Source organism: Ruegeria sp. D3, from assembly GCF_056534465.1.
Genome location: NZ_JBQFPK010000006.1, coordinates 40,748 through 59,478 on the forward strand (window position 1 = coordinate 40,748; position 18,731 = coordinate 59,478).

Consider the following 18,731-nt stretch of genomic DNA (forward strand, 5'->3'; position numbering starts at 1 on the left):
ACCTCTCTAAAATCGAGTAGCCGCGTAAGGCGTCATCGGGATGGGCAGTTCATCGCCGTCGACCAGCCCTGCTACAAGTTCAGCCGTACCCGCCGATTGAGTTAGCCCCAGATGCCCGTGCCCAAAGGCGTAGATGACATCAGGTGCGTGCGCAGCCGCCCCAATGACAGGGATACTATCCGGCAGGGATGGCCTGAAGCCCATCCATTGCGTTCCCCCCGCCGTGTTCAACCCCGGCAGAAATTGAGTCGCTTTGTTCAGCAGCGTGTCGGCGCGCTTGAAATTAGGAGGCAAAGTCAGCCCACCCAATTCGACCGCACCACCGATGCGCACGCCGCCGTTGATGCGGCTGGCGACAAACCCGTGTCTTGAAAAGGTCAGATGCATCCGCAGATCGAAAGCGCCGGGTGGCAGGGTTGTGTTGTAGCCGCGCTCGGTTTCTAGCGGGATATGGTCGCCCAGTGTTTGCGCCAGATGATGCGACCAGGCACCCGCAGCCACAACAACTTTTGTTGCGTCCAGTGTCCCGTCGTCAACGGTTATCCGCACACCATGTTCTAACGGAGTCAACGCGCGAATATTGCGCGTTTCGATCCGCCCCTGCCTTTCACGAAACGATTTGGCCAAATGGTCGACCCACTGCTTTGGGTCGATCACGTTAAGCCAGTTTGGGGTGAAACCAGCATGGGTGAACCGTCGACTAAGTCCCGGCTGTTTCTCGGCGATCGCCTCGGGTGTCTCAAGCAGTTCAAATTCGATTCCGTGCGCGCGTCTAAGATCCCAGGTTGGCAGGCTGGCGCGATATTCGGTCTGGGACTCATACAATTGCAGTTGCCCATCGCGCTGCATCATCTCTTCGCCATTAACAGAAGGGATCAGTCGCTCCAGAGCGGCGCTGGAAATCTTCATAAGGTTCGACTGGGCGCCCAACAAATCCGCATAGCGCGATGGCTGGCTAGCCCGCCAAAAGCGATACATCCAAGGTGCAATCTTGAACGCATAAGCTGGAGGTATCGACAACGGGCCCAGCGGGTCCAGCAACCATTTCGGCGCTTTGCGCATGATGCCTGGAGTCGCCAGCGGTTCGACCTCGGGGAAGGCAAAAGCCCCGGCATTTCCGGCCGAGGTTTGCGCGGCGACTCCGTCTTTGTCCAGCACCAGCACCGAGTGTCCCCGGCGCTGTAACTCCAGCGCGGTTGTGATGCCGATGACTCCGGCCCCAATGACAATAACTTGCTGAGTCATAGGTGAATGCCGTTGCGGAACGGATCAGCTGAGGCAAAAATCAGATTGGCCTGAGCCATTATATGAGCCTGCCCGGTAATCGAAGGGATAACTCCACCTTCTTTGCCAGGCTGATACGACAAGCGATACGTGCTACCAATAATGCTCTGTTGAACGATTTCCTCGCCTGGGACCAAAGCACCATCTGCCGCCATACAAGCCAACAGGGCCGAGCATCCCGTCCCGCAAGGCGAACGGTCGTAATTGTCGTCCGGGCACAGCACAAAGTTGCGCCTGTTAAGGTCCGGGTCGATTGGCGTGTCCTGGAGGATGACATGATCAATCAGCTCGCCCTTTTCGCCCCCAATGCCCTGAGCGATCGACGCCTTGCGGATGGCTACAGTCAGATCGGTCAACGCGCGAATTCTGTCAGACGTTACGGGGATCGGGCTAGGAACAACGATAAAGAACCAATTGCCCCCGTAGGCAACGTCGCCCACGATTTCACCGTGGCCCGGTACGCTTATTGTCACGCCACTATGGACCCGTCGGCTTTCGATATTCCTGACTGTCACAGTATTTTCGTCATGCAGAGTAACCGCCACCACACCGGCAGGAGTTTCAATTCGGTGCTCTCCGACATCAATACGGCCCAGATGAGCCAGTGTAACCGCCAGCCCGATTGTGCCGTGGCCACACATGCCCAACACCGCATCCACGTCGAAATAGATCACACCAGTCACGCAGGTCGGGTCGACCGGTTCAACCAACAAAGCACCGACCATTGCCGGTTGTCCACGTGGTTCAAGAAGGATGGAGCGGTAGAACTCTCTGTGATCGGACTCCAACCTCCGTGCACGGTCAGCCAATGGACCAGTCCCCAGATCCGGCGCGCCGTCAAGGATGACCCGCGTGGGCTCCCCGCCGGTATGGCTGTCGATCACATGCATTCGGCGATCACTCCACCCTGTTTCGACCAGTTTGCGAACCATGCACCGAACAGCGCGTATTGCTGTTCGCAATAGTTGCGTTGTGCATCTGTCAGTTCATCTGTTTCGTTGAAGTGCAGACGGTATTCCTCTTCCCCGTTCAGAACCAGCAGGTGTTTGTAATAAAGCACCAGATCCGGCCCTTCGTCAAAGCTGGACAATACGTGAATTGCCTCAGTCAGCTCTTGTGCACGTTGGCGCGCTTCGGCGTGGCCTTTGGCTGCCTTTTTGGACAATGCGGCCAGCAATAGCGCTTCGCGCGGCAATGCAGTCCCAATCCCGGTGATCGAGCCGGTGGCACCGCAATTGACAAAACCGTGGTAAACCTCGGTATCAACCCCGACCATAAGCGTGACTTGATCGTCTTGGCTGGTGATGTTTTCAGCCGCATATCGCAGGTCATCCTTGCCGCCGAACTCTTTGAAACCGATCAGGTTGGGATGTTCCGCGCGCAAAGCAAAGAACAGGTCAGCGCGCGTTGCGAACCCATAATAGGGACTATTGTAAATAATCGCGGGCACGTCGGGCGCGGCACTCAGGATCGCTTTGAAGTGGTTCCGCTGCGCAGTTGGAGAGCTACCACGGGACAGAACACGTGGGATCACCATCAGCCCCACAGCTCCGACTTTTTGTGCGTGGGCGGCATGGGCAACAGCGGACTTGGTGTTGATTGCCCCGGTGCCGACAACGACGGGCAGACCGGCAGCGACCAGACGCTCTACCCCTTCCATGCGTTGGGCATCAGTCAACAGCGGCCAATCCCCCATCGAGCCGCAATAGACAACCGCCGACATGCCTGCGTCTATCATCTGACGTCCTTTGCGAACCAAAGCGTCAAAATCCGGCTGGCGATCCGCTGTGCTTGGGGTCATGAGCGCGGGCATAGTGCCGGTAAAAACGTTGTTGGTCATCGGACAATCCTTCGAAAACACAAGTTTGAGAACGCAGCGCATGCGCTGCTTTTCCTTGCGTTATCGGATATTGGATACAAAATCCACACTCAAATAACTAAAAAGGCGTCGAACTCAATGCACGACGCCCTTCTAGCCCAAAATCTACAAAGACTATCGGAGCCGTTCGCCTGTTTCGTTGTCAAACAACATCGCCCGCTCGGCCGAGAACGAGATTCCGATTCGTGCGCCTTGTTTGCTGCGTTCATCGTCACGCTCTTCGATGATCAGCTTGTCTCCATTTGCGGTCAACAGATAAGAATAGCTGACACCGCCAAGCGCTTCGGTCAGGTCCACGGTGCAGGTATCACCTGTACGATCGACCAGAAGGTGCTCAGGCCGTATCCCCAACGTCACTTTCGTCGCATTTGCTGGGACAGAAGGCGTCACCGGCACAGGATGATTGAACGCGGGGTGCGTTACACGGCCATCAACCACGTCACATTCCAAAAAGTTCATCGCTGGCGAACCAATGAACCCTGCAACGAATCTGTTGTCCGGGTCGCGGTACAAATCCATCGGAGCACCGACCTGTTCGATCCGACCGTCTCGCAAAACAACGATCTTGTCGGCCATAGTCATCGCCTCGACCTGATCGTGGGTCACATAGATCATGGTTGCGCCGATTTCATTGTGAAGGCGCGCGATCTCAACCCGCATTTCGACCCGCAATTCGGCGTCAAGGTTCGACAACGGCTCGTCGAACAGGAACACGTCGGGACCGCGTACAATGGCCCGGCCAATGGCAACACGCTGACGCTGACCGCCGGACAAAGCCTTTGGTTTCCGTTTCAGGTATTGGTCCAACTTCAGAATGGCTGAAGCCTCCTGAACCTTTTGGTTTATCTCTGCTTTCGCCACGCCGTTCATGCGCAGACCGAACCCCATATTCTCGGCCACAGTCATGTGCGGATAGAGTGCGTAAGTTTGGAACACCATCGCAACGCCACGCTTGGCTGGGTCCAGATGTGTCACATCTCTTGCGCCGATGTGGATTTCGCCTTCGGTGGTTTCCTCAAGTCCAGCAATCATCCGCAGCAGTGTGGACTTACCGCACCCTGAAGGGCCAACGAAAACACAAAACTCTCCGTCTTCGATCTGCAGATCGATTCCATGAATAACCTGCGTCTCGCCATATCGCTTGATCGCACCGTTCAGAGTGACCCCTGTCATGTCCCTTGCATCCTGTCGCTATTTCCGTTTGGGCGGGTTTCCGGGAACCGCCATGACTGCGCCTCAGCTCCGATCTGATCGGCCACACGGCGGACCCGAGGCACCCAAGCTTGTAGCTGGGCAAAACTCATCCGCTCGGTTGACCCAGTGATCGAGATCGCCCCCAGCATGCGCCCCCCTTCTGTCAAGACCGGGCAGGCAACGCAGATGATGCCGGGCTCATGCTCTTCATCATCCACAGCATATCCGCGCTCTCGGATCGCAACCAAATCAGCACGCAATAGCTGCTCGGAAGCGAGCGTCTTGTCTGTAAAGCGGTGAAAGCTCTGCTGTGAAAGAGCTTTGGTCAGTTGGTCCGGCTCCAAATGTGCCATCATCGCCTTGCCGACACCCGTGCAATAGGCAGGACCCACCTTTCCCGCTTGCGAATACATTTCGACCGGCTGCGTCGCGTTTCTTTTGTCTACGTACAGAACCTGACCGGAATCCAGCTGCGCCAGATGAACAGTTTCCCCGGTTTCACGGCTAAGCGCGTCCAAAAATGGCCGGGCAATCGGCGCGAGCGAGCTTTGTGTCCACGCTGCGTGGGCCAGACGCACCAGACGCAGCCCCGGCGCATAGGTCTGTCTGTCGGGGTCATAAGACAACATACCCTGATTGGTCAGCGATTGGAGAAACCGATATAGCGTGGCCTTTGGGAAATCGCTGTGTTCAAGCAATTCGCCAAAGCGAACCGGACGCGCGAAAGCCGCAACCTGATCCAGCACATCACATGCTTTACCTATCGTTCCGTCACCAGCCACGGGCGCGCATTCTCCTCCACTTACCCAATGGCCGAGGCCACGAGGGTCTTGACAAGACTAACCGAGTCGATGTGTAGTTTTCAACATATAAAACTGAGTTCCACAATATGGAACCATATGGAAGCTAAGGGAGGAAACCATGCATTCCATCTACAAGCGCACAACGGCCGCGCTGGCCATGAGCGTTGCACTTGCTGTTCCGGCATATGCCGAACTGACCGGCGAGCTGCGAATCTTCCTCGATACATCGAACCCGGCGCCCCGCGCGACGATGGAAGCGATGATCGACCGTTTCGCAGCCGAGCACCCCGGACTGGAAATCGAAACCACGGTGATCGACCGTGAGGCGTACAAAACGCAGATCCGCAACTTCCTGACGGCTGACACGCCTGATGTTGCCACTTGGTATGCGGCCAACCGTATGAAACCCTATGTCGAAGCTGGCCTGTTCGAAGATGTCTCGGACCTGTGGGCGGAGCCTGAGATCGCGGAAAACCTTGCCTCGACCAAAGGTGCGATGACCATCGACGGCAAGCAGTGGGGCGTGCCCTATACCTATTACCAGTGGGGCGTTTACTACCGCAAAGACATCTTTGATGAGTTGGGCCTGTCCGAGCCGACCACCTGGGAAGAAGAACTGGCGAACTGCCAGAAGATCGTCGATTCAGGCCGCGCCTGCTACACGATCGGTACCAAGTTCCTTTGGACCGCAGGTGGCTGGTTCGATTATCTGAACATGCGTACCAACGGCTTCGATTTCCACAACCAGCTCGCCAATGGCGAAATCAGCTGGGAAGACGACCGCGTCAAACAGACTTTCGCCAACTGGAAACAGCTGATCGACATGGGCGCGTTCATCGACAATCACCAGACCTATAGCTGGCAAGAAGCCCTGCCCTTCATGGTCAATGGCGAAGCAGCGGCATATCTGATGGGTAACTTCGCCGTGGCGCCGCTGCGTGAAGCAGGCCTGTCCGACGACCAGCTGGACTTCTACCAGTTCGTGGCCATTAACCCGGACGTTGAACTGGCCGAGGACGCGCCGACCGACACGTTCCACATCCCTGCCAATGCTTCGAACAAAGAAGCCGCACGTGAATTCCTGCGCTTTGTGGTCTCGGCTGATGAACAGACCGAAATCAACAACGGTTCGAACCTTGGTCAGTTGCCGGTGAACGCCAAATCCTCGGTGGACAATGACAAGTTCCTGCAGCAGGGCTTCAACATGCTGTCATCGAACAGCCCCGGCGGCGTTGCCCAGTTCTGGGATCGTGATGCGCCTGCTGAAATGGCCAAAGTATCGATGGAAGGGTTCCAGGAATTCATGGTCAAGCCAGACAACGCTGACCGTATCCTGGCCAAGCTGGAACGCGCACGCCAGCGTATTTACGACAACTAATCCGGGCAGAGCGGGGCAAAGCCCGCTCTGATCCAGAACCTGCGTAAGGCGGGTGCAAACCCGCCTTACTCCATTGACCAAACCCCGAGATCCAAAATGTCCGCTGTCGACGTTCCCGAACAAGAAAGCTGGTTCCACAGAAACCAACAGCGTATCGCACCGTGGCTGTTTCTGGCCCCCGGCCTGCTGTTCTTCATGGTCTATGTGATCATCCCCGTCTTTCAGTCTTTCAACCTGTCGCTTTTCGAATGGGACGGGCTGGGCGCGGCCGAATATGTGGGGTTTCGCAATTACGAAGACCTGTATTGGGAATGGGTCGACCGGGATGCGTTCTATACCTCGCTCAAGAACAATCTGATCTGGCTGATCCTCTATCTGGCCGCGATCCCGGCGGGCCTGTTCATCGCGCTATTTTTGAATCAGACAGTTGCGGGCATACGCCTTTACAAGTCGCTGTTCTTCTTTCCCTTCGTAATCTCTCAGGTCGTGGTGGGGCTTGTCTTTACATGGTTCTACGACCCAACCTTCGGCCTTCTGAACGAGTTTCTGGGCTTCTTCGGCCTAGGTCCGCTGAACGTGCTGGGGGATGAACGGTTCGTGACCTATGGCATCATCGTCGCGGGCCTCTGGCCGCAGACCGCCTATTGCATGATCCTCTACCTGACCGGCCTGAACGCCGTGGACCCCGAACAGATCGAGGCCGGACGTCTGGATGGTGCAAAAGGTTGGCGGATGCTGTGGCACATCATCCTGCCCCAACTGCGCCCCGCCACCTTCATCGCCTTTGTCGTCACAATCATCGGCGCGCTGCGCAGTTTTGACCTGATCTCGATCATGACCCAGGGCGGGCCGTTCGGTTCTTCCCGCGTACTGGCCTATTACATGTTCGAGGTCGCCCTGTCCGAATACGGCTTCCGCATGGGATATGGCGCCGCCATCGCCGTGATCCTGTTCCTGATCATGCTGTGTTTCATCGCCTATTTCCTGTGGTCGATGTACCGCGAAGAAAGGGGGCACTGACATGTTCCCCAAACCCATCGAAAAACAACCCCGCGCGGCCCAGATCACCTATCAGGCCATGCTGCCCATTGCCCTGCTGCTGTGGCTGGGGCCCTTGCTGGCGGTGGCGCTGTTTTCGGTCAAACCGGCGGCAGATTTCACCAATGCAAACTACTGGGGCCTACCCTCCAGCTTTGAGGGCGCGGTCAACTATGGGCAGGTGTTCTTCAATTCCGACATGCCGCGCTACCTGCTGAATTCATTCCTGATCACCATCCCCACCGTGATCGGCGCGGTGGCGCTCAGCTGCATGACCGGTTTTGCATTGGGCATCTACAAGTTCCGCTCGAACCTATGGATTTTCTTCCTGTTCGTCGCCGGCAATTTCGTACCCTTCCAGATCCTGATGGTACCTGTGCGCGACCTGACGCTGGAACTTGGCCTCTATAACACTAAAACCGGGTTGGTGCTGTTCCACATCGCATTCCAGACTGGGTTCTGCACGCTGTTCATGCGCAACTTCATCCGCGCCCTGCCGTTCGAGTTGATCGAAGCCGCGCGGGTTGAAGGCATCAGCGAGGTCCGCATCTTCTGGTACGTGGTCCTGCCACTGATGAAACCGGCGATTGCCGCGCTCAGCGTGCTGATCTTCACCTTCATCTGGAACGACTATTTCTGGGCCGTCGTGCTGACCCAAGGCGCCGAAAGCCAGCCTGTCACGGCGGGCATAACCAGCTTCAACGCCCAGTTCCGCGCAGCCTACCAACTGATGAGCGCGGGTTCGATCGTCGCCGCCCTACCGCCCGTGGCCATGTTCTTCCTAATGCAGAAACACTTCATCGCAGGCCTGACGCTGGGGGCTGTGAAATGACATCAAATCAAAGGTTTGCAACATGGTAAAGATTGCCTTTATCGGCGCGGGCTCGACCATCTTCATGCGCAATATCGTGGGTGACGCGCTGCTGACCCCATCTCTAGCCGACAGCCACTTTGCCCTGATGGATATCGACCCCAACCGGCTGGCCGAAAGCGAGGTCGTCGCTCGCGCCATGATCCGATCAGTTGGCACAGGGGCCGGTGTCACCACCCATACAGACCGCCGCGCGGCGCTGGAGAGCGCAGATTTCGTGATCACCGCCTTTCAGGTCGGTGGATACAAACCCTGTACGGTGACGGATTTCGAAATTCCCAAGCAGTACGGCCTGCGCCAGACCATTGCCGATACTTTGGGTGTTGGCGGCATCATGCGCGGGTTGCGCACCGTGCCCGTGCTGTGGGACATCGCCCAGGACATGATGCAGCTGTGCCCCAATGCCACCCTGCTGCAATATGTGAACCCGATGGCCATCAACACCTGGGCCTTGGCCGAGCAATTTCCGGCGCTGAAACATGTGGGCCTGTGCCATTCGGTCCAGAACACAGTCGAAGAGCTGGCCCATGATCTGGATCTGCCCAAGCACGACATCCGTTACAAGGTCGCCGGGGTGAACCACGTTGCCTTCTTCCTGCGGCTAGAGCATCAGGGGCGCGACCTCTACCCCGCCTTGCGGCAGGGATATGCCAGTGGGCAAATTCCGAAGCCACCGCTGCTGATGCCGCGATGCCCCAACAAGGTGCGGTATGAGGTGATGGATCATCTGGGGTATTTCTGCACTGAAAGTTCTGAACATCTGGCCGAATATGTGCCATGGTTCATCAAGGACGGACGCCCGGACCTGATCGAGCAGTTCTCGATCCCGCTGGACGAATATCCCACCCGCTGCGAGGAGCAGGTCGCCGCTTGGCAGGAACAGACCAAGACACTGACGGATGGGCGCGATATCGACGTGACCCGCAGCCATGAATTTGCCGCCGACCTGATGAACGCCATCGTCACCAACACGGCTTATGTGGCCTATGGAAACCTGCCCAATACGGGCCAAATCCCGCAATTGCCGCTGGGCGCTGCGGTTGAAACCCCCTGTCTGGTGGATGCCAATGGCGTGCAGCCTTCGGTCGTCACGGATATCCCGCCGCAACTGATCGCGCTGATGCGCAGTCAGATCAACGTGCAGGAACTGACCGTCCGCGCGCTGGTCGACCAGAACCCCGAACATATCTATCACGCCGCGATGATGGACCCGCACACCGCCGCCGAACTGGACCTGCGCCAGATCCGCAATCTGGTCAGTGACCTGCTGACCGCCCATTCCGACTGGCTGCCCGAGTGGTGCCAGCCCGCCAAAGCCGCCTGAAAGGGCCTCGCCAATGACCAAGAAACGCCGATCAGAACATTGGTACGGAAAGCTGGACAAGGACGGGTTCATCCACCGCTCGTGGATGAAAAACCAGGGCTTTCCAGACCACGCTTTTGATGGCCGCCCCATCATCGGCATCTGCAACACATGGTCGGAACTGACACCCTGCAACTCGGGCCTGCGCGATCTGGCCGAGGGCGTGAAACGCGGCGTGTGGGAGGCAGGTGGCTTCCCTGTCGAATTCCCGGTCATGTCGCTGGGCGAGACCCAGATGAAGCCCACCGCCATGCTGTTTCGCAACCTGCTGGCCATGGATGTCGAGGAATCGATCCGCGCCTATGGCATTGACGGTGTTGTCCTGCTGGGCGGGTGCGACAAGACCACGCCGGGCCAGTTGATGGGCGCGGCCTCGGTCGATCTGCCGTCAATCGTGGTCAGTTCCGGCCCGATGCTGAACGGCAAGTTCAAGGGCAAAGATATCGGCTCGGGCACAGATGTGTGGAAGTTCTCGGAAGAGGTCCGCGCGGGCGAAATGACCCTGCAGGATTTCATGAACGCCGAATCCGGCATGTCGCGCAGTAAGGGTGTCTGCATGACCATGGGTACGGCCTCCACTATGGCGTCCTTGGTTGAGGCAATGGGCATGTCACTGCCCACCAATGCCGCTCTGCCCGCCGTTGATGCGCGCCGTATGGCACTGGCGCATCTGACCGGGAAACGGATTGTCGAGATGGTGGACGAAGACCTCAAACCCTCGGATATCCTGACCAAAGAGGCATTTCAGAACGCAATCCTGACCAATGCTGCGGTGGGCGGGTCGACCAACGCGGTGGTTCACCTGCTGGCGCTGGCGGGTCGCGTGGGCGTGGACCTGACGCTGAAGGATTTTGAAATCGGGTCGGAAATCCCGCTGCTGGTGAACTGTATGCCCTCGGGCCAATACCTGATGGAGGATTTCTGCTATGCCGGTGGTGTTCCGGTGGTGCTGAACGAGCTCAAACCCTTCCTGCGGCCAGCGAAAACGGTTCTGAACAAGGATATCTCGGCCCATTTTGACGGTGCTGAGTGTTATAACTCCGATGTTATCCGGCCCTTTGACGATCCGGTCAAACCTGCGGCGGGCCTGCGGGTTTTTCGCGGCAACCTCGCGCCCGACGGAGCCATCGTGAAACCTTCGGCGGCGACAGATGAATTGCTGGAAACCGAAGCCGAAGCCTATGTTTTTGAAAGCATCGAAGACCTGAAGGCCAATATCGACCGCGATGATCTGCCGGTGACGCCCGAGACCATTCTGGTGCTCAAGGGCTGCGGCCCCAAGGGCTATCCGGGCATGCCCGAGGTCGGCAACATGCCGATCCCGGCCAAGTTGGTCAAAGAAGGCGTGCGCGACATGATCCGCATCTCGGACGCGCGCATGTCGGGCACCGCCTTCGGCACCGTCATCCTGCATGTCAGCCCCGAGGCGCAGGCGGGCGGCACGCTGGCGTTGGTCAAGACCGGTGACCGCATCCGTGTATCGGCCAGCAATGGCGAACTGGAACTGCTGGTGGATGAAAAGGAGCTGGACGCCCGCCGCGCCGCGTGGCAACCGGACGATCCGCATTACACCCGCGGCTATGCCCGGCTTTACATCGACCATGTTCTGCAAGCCGATCAGGGCGCGGATCTTGATTTTCTGGTGGGCAAAGACACCCGCCTTGTCACCCGAGAGAGCCACTGATGACCCAACCCGCCACCTTCCACGACCTGAACGGGGCCTCGGTCTACATCACCGGCGGTGGGTCCGGCGTGGGTGCAGCCCTGACCGATGGGTTCATGGCGCAAGGGGCCAATGTAGCCTTTATCGGACGCTCAGACGCCAGCGAATTTGTCGAGCAGATGCGCGACAAGCACGGTCGCGCACCCTTGTTCCTGCAAGGAGACATGACCGATACCGACTTGCTGCACGCCACCATGCAACAGGCCGCCCAGGCACATGGCCCCCTGAACGTGCTGGTCAACAACGCTGCCAATGACAAGCGCCACTCGCTTGAAGAAACCACGCCCGAATTCTGGGACTGGATGATCGAGGTCAACCTGAAAGCTTATTTCTTTGCCTGCCAGCAGGCCGCGCAGCAGATGACGGCGGGCGGGGCGATCATCAATTTCAGCTCGATCAGCTACATGATGGGGAATGCGGGCTATCCCATCTACACCACCGCGAATGCCGGTATCACCGGCATGACCCGGTCGCTTGCGCGTGAGCTCGGGCCCCAGAACATCCGTGTCAACGCCCTGGCCCCCGGCTGGGTTCTGACGCAAAAACAGCTGGATATGTGGGCCACGCCCGACGATCTGGCCGCCCACATGGAACGGCAGTGCCTCAAGGAGCACTTGACCCCCGAAGACATGATTGCGCCTACCTTGTTTCTGGCCTCAAACGCCAGCCGCGCCATGACCGGACAGTGCATGGTGGTAGATGGCGGCGTCGTGGTAACGGGGTAGCAGCATGAGTATTGAATGGATTGCAGCGGATTGGGGCACCTCTCACTTGCGGGTTTGGGCCATGCAGGGCGGCAACGTTCTGGATCAGGCTCAATCCGACAAAGGGATGGGTAAGCTTCCGAAAGATGGGTTTCAAAACGCGCTGTTGGAACTGATCGATGACTGGTTAGGGGACGCACCGGTCGATGTCGTCGCCTGCGGCATGGTCGGTGCGCGCCAGGGTTGGGTTGAGGCCCCCTACTCGGCCGTGCCAACGGCCCCGGTGCCTGAAACGCCTATTCGTGTACCAAATACAGACCCCCGCATTCGCGCTTTTGTGGTACCCGGCCTGAAACAGGCTGCCCCGCCAGATGTGATGCGTGGCGAGGAAACGCAAATCGCTGGTTTCCTGTCTGGGCGCAAGAACTGGGATGGTGTGATATGCCTGCCCGGAACGCATACCAAATGGGTCCAAGTCAGCGCCGACGAGGTCGTCAGCTTCCGAACTTTCATGACAGGCGAGATGTTCAGTCTGCTTAGTGAGCAATCTGTTCTCAGACACTCAGTCAGTGACGGCTGGGATCAGGACGCTTTTGCCGAGGCCACGGCGGACACCCTGTCGAAACCCGAACAGATGGCGGCGCGCTTGTTTGGGCTGCGCGCATCGGATTTGTTGAACGCAGATGATCCGGGCGCCGCGCGCGCGCGATTGTCAGGTTACCTCATCGGGGCAGAACTGGCCGCCACGCGCCCCTACTGGCTGGGGCAACAAATCGCAATCATCGGGGCCGACAACCTTTCTAGAATCTATGCGCACGCGCTTAAACAGCAGGGCGCATTTGCTGAAATTGCGAACAATACCCAGGCCACTCTGGAGGGTCTGCGGCAAGCCCGGAACCGCACGAGGCAAACAGCATGAGCAGACCCATCATCGCCATTCTCAGAGGGCTGCGTCCTACCGAAGCTGCAGATGTAGGCGCCACCCTGATCGACGCTGGCATCGACAAAATCGAAGTTCCGCTGAACTCTCCCGACCCGCTCGATAGCATCGGGATTCTAGCCGACAAATACGGCGAAAAATCCCTGATTGGCGCTGGTACAGTCTTGGCCACATATCAAGTGGAGGCCGTGGCCGCTGTCGGAGGTAAGCTGATCGTTTCACCGAACTGCGACATCGATGTCATCAAACGATCGGTCAGTCTGAACCTGCAAAGCTGGCCTGGCATCTATACACCTACCGAAGCGTTCAATGCTCTCAAGGCCGGGGCAACCGGCCTTAAGCTGTTTCCCGGCGTAATGGCAGGCCCCGCGGGTTTGGCTGCATTGCGCCCCGTTTTGCCTGGAGGCACACAAGTCTTCGCCGTCGGTGGCGCAGGCCCTGAAAACTTTGGCGAGTGGATCAACGCCGGCGCAGATGGGTTCGGCATAGGATCAGCCCTGTTCAAACCGGGTATGTCAGTGTCTGAGATTGCCGAGCGCGCCCGCAAGATCGTTGCGGCCTATGACAAGGCGGTTGGATGAACTCCGTCTACGACGATCGCCCCTGCGAGCTGGGCGAGGGGCCGCTGTGGCACCCCGGTCGGCGACAGCTGTTCTGGTTCGACATTCTTGGCAAACGGCTGCTCACGCAACTTGACGGTGTGCCCCAAAGCTGGCAATTCGATGAACATGTCTCAGCCGCAGGGTGGGTCAACCGGGGCGTGCTGCTTATTGCGTCTGAAACCGGCCTGTGGCGGTTCAGCCTGGACACTGGCGAAAAAGAGTTGATCGCAACACTAGAGGCAGAGAATTCCATAACGCGCTCGAATGATGGCCGGGCTGATCCGTGGGGCGGGTTCTGGATCGGAACGATGGGCAAGAACGCGGAACATGGGGCTGGATCGATCTATCGGTTCTGGCGCGGCGAAGTCCGCCGTTTGGTGCCAGATGTCACGATCTCTAACGCCATCTGTTTCGCGCCGGACCGATCCTGTGCCTATTTTTCTGACACAATGACCAAACAGGTTATGCGCTGGTCGCTGAACCCTCAGACTGGCTGGCCGGAAGGCGACAGCACCGTTTTCCTTGACCTGCGCGATGATCACCTGAACCCTGACGGCGCGGTGGTAGATACCGAAGGCCAGATATGGATCGCGCAATGGGGTGCGCATCGCGTCGCAGTGTATTCTCCTGACGGGCAGTTCCTGAAAGCCGTGACCTTTGACGCGGCGCATACGTCATGCCCGGCGTTTGGAGGTGACGATCTGACAACCCTTTTCTGCACAACCGCGCGCCAAGGGCTGGATGCCGAAACGCTTAGAAACCATCCCACAAACGGTATGACCTTCGCCGCCCCAAATGCGGGGCAAGGCCAGCCAGAATACAGAGTGATCCTATGACTCCCGAACTCGGCGTCTGCTATTACCCCGAACACTGGCCAGAAGAAATGTGGGCTGAGGATGCCGCCCGCATGGTCGAGACCGGGTTGTCCTGGGTACGGATTGGCGAATTCGCCTGGAGCCGGATGGAGCCCGCTCCGGGTGATTTGCAATTCGACTGGCTGGACCGGGCCATTGAAACACTCGGTGCAGCTGGTCTGAAAGTGGTTCTCGGAACCCCTACTGCCACGCCTCCGCGGTGGATGATTGAGAAACATCCCGACATGCTGGCAACGAACCCGGATGGAAGCCCACGCAAATTTGGTTCTCGCAGGCACTACTGCTTTAGCCATGAAGGTTATATCGCGGAATGCGCGCGGATCACCCGTATCATGGGCGAACGCTATGGCCGAAACCCTCATATCGCAGCATGGCAGATCGACAATGAATACGGCTGCCATGACACAACCCTCAGCTACAGCCCGGTCGCTCTTGCCGCGTTTCAGAACTGGCTTGAGGCAGAATATGATTCGATTGACACGTTAAATACTGCGTGGGGGAATGTGTTCTGGTCGATGGAATATGACGGGTTCGACCAGATTGACCTGCCCAACCTGACTGTGACTGAACCCAACCCCGCCCATGTTCTGGCCTTTCGCCGGTTCAGCTCGGATCAGGTGGTGGTGTTCAACAAAGCACAAGTGGACGTGTTACGCGGGCTGACCGACGCGCCGTTGTTGCACAATTACATGGGTCGCGTGCTGGAGTTCGACCATTTCAAGGTGGGCGAGGACTTGGATATCGCCACGTGGGATAGCTATCCGATCGGTTTTCTGTCGGACCGTCTTGAGGTGGACGAGGCGCACAAGACCGCCTTTTTGCAACAGGGTGATCCCGACATGCAAGCCTTCCACCACGACCTCTACCGAGCGGTGGGGCGGGGTCGCTGGTGGGTGATGGAGCAACAACCCGGCCCGGTGAACTGGGCCCCATACAACCCGGCGCCGCTGCCGGGTATGGTCAAGCTTTGGTCGCTTGAGGCTGTCGCCCATGGGGCCGAGGTGGTCAGCTACTTCCGCTGGCGTCAGGCACCGTTCGCACAAGAACAGATGCATGCCGGGCTTTTGACGCCGAATGATCGCCCGGCCCCCGGATTAACTGAAGCGCGGGAAACTGCAAACACCTTGGCCGAAATCGGTCAAGTGGCCCAAACAAGGGCGGACGCTGCCATTCTGTTCGACTATGCCTCGGATTGGGCATGGGCCACACAACCTCAAGGCGCTGGGTTTGATTACTTCCGGCTAGTGTTCTCGGCCTATCGCGCCCTGCGCCGGGCGGGGCTGTCGGTGGATTTCCTTTCACCCGACACAATCCCAGAGAACGGATACAAAATCATTCTGGCGCCGGGCCTCGCGACAATCGACAAAGACCTTGAACATCACATCCAACAGGGATGCACTCTGGCGATCCTTGGACCGCGCAGCGGGGCGATCACCCACGATTTTCAGATCCCAAGCACAGGCCGCCCCGGATTAACCGGATTGGACAGCGAAGTTGATCTGATTGAGACCTTGCCACCGTCGATCCGACGAAACGTCACAGGTGGTGGTGCGGCCCAGCATTGGGTCGAGCGGTTGTCGGGAACAGCTCCGGCCTTGTTGACTCATGCAGATGGCACCCCCGCGCTTACAGGTACAGATACCCTTTGGTACCTAGCTGGGTTTCCCGATAAGCCTCTATGGGATCGCGTCGTTCAAATGGCGGCCCAACATACCGGTTTGAAACTGCATCCTGTTCCCGGTGGCCTGCGCCGCCGCGAGACTGAACACCACGTTTTCCTGATCAACTACAACGCGACACCGGTCACGTGGAACGGGCACGTGATTGATGCCTGTGATGTATTGATCGTTGAGAAAGAAACGCCCGCCGAAGGATAATTCCGGCGGGCGTGATTGACGTCGCTAGTCTGTCTTCAGACTGTTCGGATCAAAGGCCCCGCCGAACCCACCGTTTGTCGACGGCTGCGGCTCCGAGCTCGACTCCTCGTCGCCTCCGCCCAACGTGTTCGGTGCAAACACATTGCCAAACCCGCTGTTGTTTGACGGTTTCGGCGTTGATTGCGCACCACCCTGTTCGGCCTCTTCCGCTTCGCGCTGTTTGCGGCGTTCTTCGCGTTGCTTCCGCAGTTCTTGAATACGTTGCTCTGCCTCAAGCTGCTTTTGCTCTTTGACGTTGGCGATGCATTGCGCAGGGTTATAGGCTGTCGCGGTGCCAACCACGGTGATCGTGGCCACGCCGAAGACAACCACCAAAAGGGCCGCCACGTTGCCCGCGAAGAAGCTGGGCAACTTGATCTTGCCCGCCAATTCCTCGACCGTAGCGTTCTTGCGCGCGGCGGCCACCAGCTCCTGCCGTTTCAGCTTGGCCTCGTTCAGCAGAGCAAAGAACACAGTCAGCGCCACGATGATAAAGGCCAAAGCCGAGATCGAAGGCGTGATGCCGTACCGCACCTTTTGAGCCAGTTCGATGGTCAGCGTCGGGTATTCGCCAAAGGTGAAAGTGGTGGTGTTATAGTTTTCGAACGATGCAAGAAACGCCAGCACTGCGGCGCTTGCAATCGCCGGACGCATGAAGGGCAGCAGGATCTTGCGGAATGCCTGTGCATGGGTCGCGCCAAGGTCCAGCGCGGCCTCGGTCAAGGCCACGTCATACCGCTGCAGACGCGCCACCAGAACCAGCATACAATAGCTGGCGATAAAGGTGGACTGGCCGATCACCGTCAGAAAAATCCCGTTCGACAGGACACTATCCGCACCCAGCCCGAGCATCCGGTTGATCCGGTCCCAGAACACCAGTGTCGAAATCCCCAGCACAACGCCGGGGATCAGGATCGGCGCGATGATGATAGTGTAATAAGTCGCGCGCAGCTTGGGCCAGATTTGGGTCAGCATCAGCGCCCCCGCCAGCCCCATCGCAACCGACAAAACCACCGTACCGGCCCCGATGATCAGCGAGTTCTTGATGCCATTCAGGATACGCTGATCCTGAAACAGTTCTCCGAACCACTGGAAGGTCAGACATTCCCACGGGGTCATCCGTGGGAATGCGGACGAGTTGAAGGCTGTGACTGACATGATCACCAGCGGGCCCAGCAGATACAGGAAGAAGATCGCCAGATAGACCCAGATGCTAATACGCAGGAAGGACAGGTTCATTTCCCGATATCCCCCATATTCACCTTGAACAGGCGCATCACGGCCAGCACGAACAGGATACAGGTCACCAGCAGCACGATGGCGTAGGCGGCCCCCTGCGGCCAGTCATTATTATCGTTGAACTGCTGATAGATCAGCTGCGTGAACCACAAGCTGGACGGCCCGCCCAGAATCTGCGGCGCGGCCAGCGCACCGGCCGACAGCATGAACACCATCGTACAGCCCGAGCTGATCCCCGGCTTGGCGTAAGGAATAACTACCCGCCAGTGAATACGCCACCAGGGCGCACCCAGATCCCGCGCGGCCTCGATCTGATTGTGGTCCAGACTTTCGATCACGTTATAGATCGGGAAGATCATCAGCAGGATGTAGGCATAACCAAGCCCTGCATAGAGCGCGATATCGTTGCGGATAAAGTCAAACGGCGTATCCCAGATGCCCAGCCCCATGAACAAGGTATTCAGCACACCTGTCTCGCCAAAGATAATCCGCAAAGCAAAGGCACGCAGGATTTCGTTAATCCAGTAGGGGATGATCAGCATGATCGCAAAGATGCGGATGTGGCTGCCTTTGGACTGCCCCAGATAATATGCGATGGGGTAGCACAGGATCAGGTTGAAGATCGTCACACAGACCGCAGCCAGCAAGGTGCGGAAGAATACGCGCAAATCGACCGCGTTGTAATCCTGACTGCCACCCTCGGGGCCATAGATCAGGTATTTATAATTCTCCAGCGTGTAGACATCCTTGGGCCCGCCAATCTCAGGCGGTGGCAGGTTGGGCCGGAACGAGAAATCCAGCATCGACAACTGAGGCAAAATGATCAGACCGATGGTCCAGAAGATCACCAGACCCAGAATCGCCAGCCCCATGCCGGTGCCGTTGCGGTTGAAGAATTCTTTCAGGAAACGGGGCATGTGAT

17 protein-coding genes are annotated in these 18,731 nt (G+C 58.0%); 10 read left to right on the top strand and 7 right to left on the bottom strand.

Features of this window, described 5'->3' with window-relative positions:
- Positions 1-6: 6 nt before the first annotated feature.
- The 5 genes from ACR0DX_RS10360 to ACR0DX_RS10380 all read right to left on the bottom strand — a co-directional run bounded on the left by ACR0DX_RS10360 (position 7) and on the right by ACR0DX_RS10380 (position 5,139).
- A complete protein-coding gene (locus ACR0DX_RS10360; RefSeq protein ID WP_170355107.1) occupies positions 7-1,245 on the bottom strand; it encodes an NAD(P)/FAD-dependent oxidoreductase in 1,239 nt (412 codons plus the stop codon).
- Entirely contained in the window at positions 1,242-2,174 is a 933-nt protein-coding gene (locus tag ACR0DX_RS10365; protein WP_170355283.1) for a 4-hydroxyproline epimerase, read from the bottom strand. The genes ACR0DX_RS10360 and ACR0DX_RS10365 overlap by 4 nt, the downstream gene beginning before the upstream one ends.
- Complete coding sequence (locus ACR0DX_RS10370; RefSeq protein WP_170355108.1) at positions 2,165-3,124, bottom strand: dihydrodipicolinate synthase family protein; 960 nt, start codon at positions 3,122-3,124, stop codon at positions 2,165-2,167. Before ACR0DX_RS10370 ends, ACR0DX_RS10365 begins: the two co-directional genes overlap by 10 nt.
- A gap of 153 nt (positions 3,125-3,277) precedes the next feature.
- Complete coding sequence (locus ACR0DX_RS10375) at positions 3,278-4,336, bottom strand: sn-glycerol-3-phosphate ABC transporter ATP-binding protein UgpC (RefSeq protein ID WP_170355109.1); 1,059 nt, start codon at positions 4,334-4,336, stop codon at positions 3,278-3,280.
- Positions 4,333-5,139, bottom strand: coding sequence for an IclR family transcriptional regulator (locus ACR0DX_RS10380; RefSeq protein WP_170355110.1), 807 nt, complete (start codon positions 5,137-5,139; stop codon positions 4,333-4,335). The genes ACR0DX_RS10375 and ACR0DX_RS10380 overlap by 4 nt, the downstream gene beginning before the upstream one ends.
- Before the next feature lie 139 nt (positions 5,140-5,278).
- On the opposite strand from ACR0DX_RS10380, the gene ACR0DX_RS10385 reads away from it, so the two are divergent.
- From ACR0DX_RS10385 to ACR0DX_RS10430, 10 genes are all read left to right on the top strand, one after another.
- Positions 5,279-6,538 (top strand): ABC transporter substrate-binding protein, encoded by a 1,260-nt coding sequence (locus ACR0DX_RS10385; RefSeq protein WP_170355111.1) that lies wholly within the window; start codon positions 5,279-5,281, stop codon positions 6,536-6,538.
- 96 nt (positions 6,539-6,634) lie between these two features.
- On the top strand, positions 6,635-7,558 hold the full coding sequence (locus ACR0DX_RS10390; RefSeq protein ID WP_170355112.1) for a carbohydrate ABC transporter permease: 924 nt from the start codon (positions 6,635-6,637) through the stop codon (positions 7,556-7,558).
- A gap of 1 nt (position 7,559) precedes the next feature.
- Positions 7,560-8,408 (top strand): carbohydrate ABC transporter permease, encoded by an 849-nt coding sequence (locus ACR0DX_RS10395; protein WP_170355113.1) that lies wholly within the window; start codon positions 7,560-7,562, stop codon positions 8,406-8,408.
- 22 nt (positions 8,409-8,430) lie between these two features.
- Positions 8,431-9,771, top strand: a complete 1,341-nt coding sequence (gene melA, locus ACR0DX_RS10400) for an alpha-glucosidase/alpha-galactosidase (protein ID WP_170355114.1) — start codon at positions 8,431-8,433, stop codon at positions 9,769-9,771.
- A gap of 13 nt (positions 9,772-9,784) precedes the next feature.
- Entirely contained in the window at positions 9,785-11,494 is a 1,710-nt protein-coding gene (locus ACR0DX_RS10405) for an IlvD/Edd family dehydratase (RefSeq protein ID WP_170355115.1), read from the top strand.
- Positions 11,494-12,258 carry an SDR family NAD(P)-dependent oxidoreductase gene (locus ACR0DX_RS10410; RefSeq protein WP_170355116.1) on the top strand — a complete coding sequence of 255 codons (765 nt, stop codon included), beginning with the start codon at positions 11,494-11,496 and terminating at the stop codon, positions 12,256-12,258. Before ACR0DX_RS10405 ends, ACR0DX_RS10410 begins: the two co-directional genes overlap by 1 nt.
- A gap of 4 nt (positions 12,259-12,262) precedes the next feature.
- Positions 12,263-13,156 carry a 2-dehydro-3-deoxygalactonokinase gene (locus ACR0DX_RS10415; RefSeq protein ID WP_170355117.1) on the top strand — a complete coding sequence of 298 codons (894 nt, stop codon included), beginning with the start codon at positions 12,263-12,265 and terminating at the stop codon, positions 13,154-13,156.
- A complete protein-coding gene (locus ACR0DX_RS10420; protein ID WP_170355118.1) occupies positions 13,153-13,758 on the top strand; it encodes a 2-dehydro-3-deoxy-6-phosphogalactonate aldolase in 606 nt (201 codons plus the stop codon). Before ACR0DX_RS10415 ends, ACR0DX_RS10420 begins: the two co-directional genes overlap by 4 nt.
- Positions 13,755-14,615 (top strand): SMP-30/gluconolactonase/LRE family protein, encoded by an 861-nt coding sequence (locus ACR0DX_RS10425; protein ID WP_480846048.1) that lies wholly within the window; start codon positions 13,755-13,757, stop codon positions 14,613-14,615. The genes ACR0DX_RS10420 and ACR0DX_RS10425 overlap by 4 nt, the downstream gene beginning before the upstream one ends.
- On the top strand, positions 14,612-16,531 hold the full coding sequence (locus tag ACR0DX_RS10430) for a beta-galactosidase (RefSeq protein ID WP_170355120.1): 1,920 nt from the start codon (positions 14,612-14,614) through the stop codon (positions 16,529-16,531). The genes ACR0DX_RS10425 and ACR0DX_RS10430 overlap by 4 nt, the downstream gene beginning before the upstream one ends.
- A gap of 24 nt (positions 16,532-16,555) precedes the next feature.
- Here ACR0DX_RS10430 and ACR0DX_RS10435 read toward each other — a convergent pair whose 3' ends face one another.
- Together ACR0DX_RS10435 and ACR0DX_RS10440 are read right to left on the bottom strand one after the other, a co-directional pair.
- Positions 16,556-17,809: an ABC transporter permease subunit gene (locus ACR0DX_RS10435; RefSeq protein ID WP_170355121.1), complete on the bottom strand. Its 1,254-nt coding sequence runs from the start codon at positions 17,807-17,809 to the stop codon at positions 16,556-16,558.
- Positions 17,806-18,726 (bottom strand): ABC transporter permease, encoded by a 921-nt coding sequence (locus ACR0DX_RS10440; RefSeq protein ID WP_170355122.1) that lies wholly within the window; start codon positions 18,724-18,726, stop codon positions 17,806-17,808. Before ACR0DX_RS10440 ends, ACR0DX_RS10435 begins: the two co-directional genes overlap by 4 nt.
- Positions 18,727-18,731: the final 5 nt, after the last annotated feature.

Bases quoted from the DNA above. Each gene is read 5' to 3' on its own strand.
- ACR0DX_RS10425 (WP_480846048.1), top strand. From the start codon at position 13,755: ATGAACTCCGTCTACGACGATCGCCCCTGCGAGCTGGGCGAGGGGCCG.
- ACR0DX_RS10360 (WP_170355107.1), bottom strand. From the start codon at position 1,245: ATGACTCAGCAAGTTATTGTCATTGGGGCCGGAGTCATCGGCATCACA.
- ACR0DX_RS10420 (WP_170355118.1), top strand. From the start codon at position 13,153: ATGAGCAGACCCATCATCGCCATTCTCAGAGGGCTGCGTCCTACCGAA.
- ACR0DX_RS10430 (WP_170355120.1), top strand. From the start codon at position 14,612: ATGACTCCCGAACTCGGCGTCTGCTATTACCCCGAACACTGGCCAGAA.
- ACR0DX_RS10370 (WP_170355108.1), bottom strand. From the start codon at position 3,124: ATGACCAACAACGTTTTTACCGGCACTATGCCCGCGCTCATGACCCCA.
- ACR0DX_RS10415 (WP_170355117.1), top strand. From the start codon at position 12,263: ATGAGTATTGAATGGATTGCAGCGGATTGGGGCACCTCTCACTTGCGG.
- ACR0DX_RS10440 (WP_170355122.1), bottom strand. From the start codon at position 18,726: ATGCCCCGTTTCCTGAAAGAATTCTTCAACCGCAACGGCACCGGCATG.
- ACR0DX_RS10395 (WP_170355113.1), top strand. From the start codon at position 7,560: ATGTTCCCCAAACCCATCGAAAAACAACCCCGCGCGGCCCAGATCACC.
- ACR0DX_RS10375 (WP_170355109.1), bottom strand. From the start codon at position 4,336: ATGACAGGGGTCACTCTGAACGGTGCGATCAAGCGATATGGCGAGACG.
- ACR0DX_RS10385 (WP_170355111.1), top strand. From the start codon at position 5,279: ATGCATTCCATCTACAAGCGCACAACGGCCGCGCTGGCCATGAGCGTT.
- ACR0DX_RS10435 (WP_170355121.1), bottom strand. From the start codon at position 17,809: ATGAACCTGTCCTTCCTGCGTATTAGCATCTGGGTCTATCTGGCGATC.
- ACR0DX_RS10390 (WP_170355112.1), top strand. From the start codon at position 6,635: ATGTCCGCTGTCGACGTTCCCGAACAAGAAAGCTGGTTCCACAGAAAC.
- ACR0DX_RS10365 (WP_170355283.1), bottom strand. From the start codon at position 2,174: ATGCATGTGATCGACAGCCATACCGGCGGGGAGCCCACGCGGGTCATC.
- ACR0DX_RS10410 (WP_170355116.1), top strand. From the start codon at position 11,494: ATGACCCAACCCGCCACCTTCCACGACCTGAACGGGGCCTCGGTCTAC.
- ACR0DX_RS10405 (WP_170355115.1), top strand. From the start codon at position 9,785: ATGACCAAGAAACGCCGATCAGAACATTGGTACGGAAAGCTGGACAAG.
- melA (WP_170355114.1), top strand. From the start codon at position 8,431: ATGGTAAAGATTGCCTTTATCGGCGCGGGCTCGACCATCTTCATGCGC.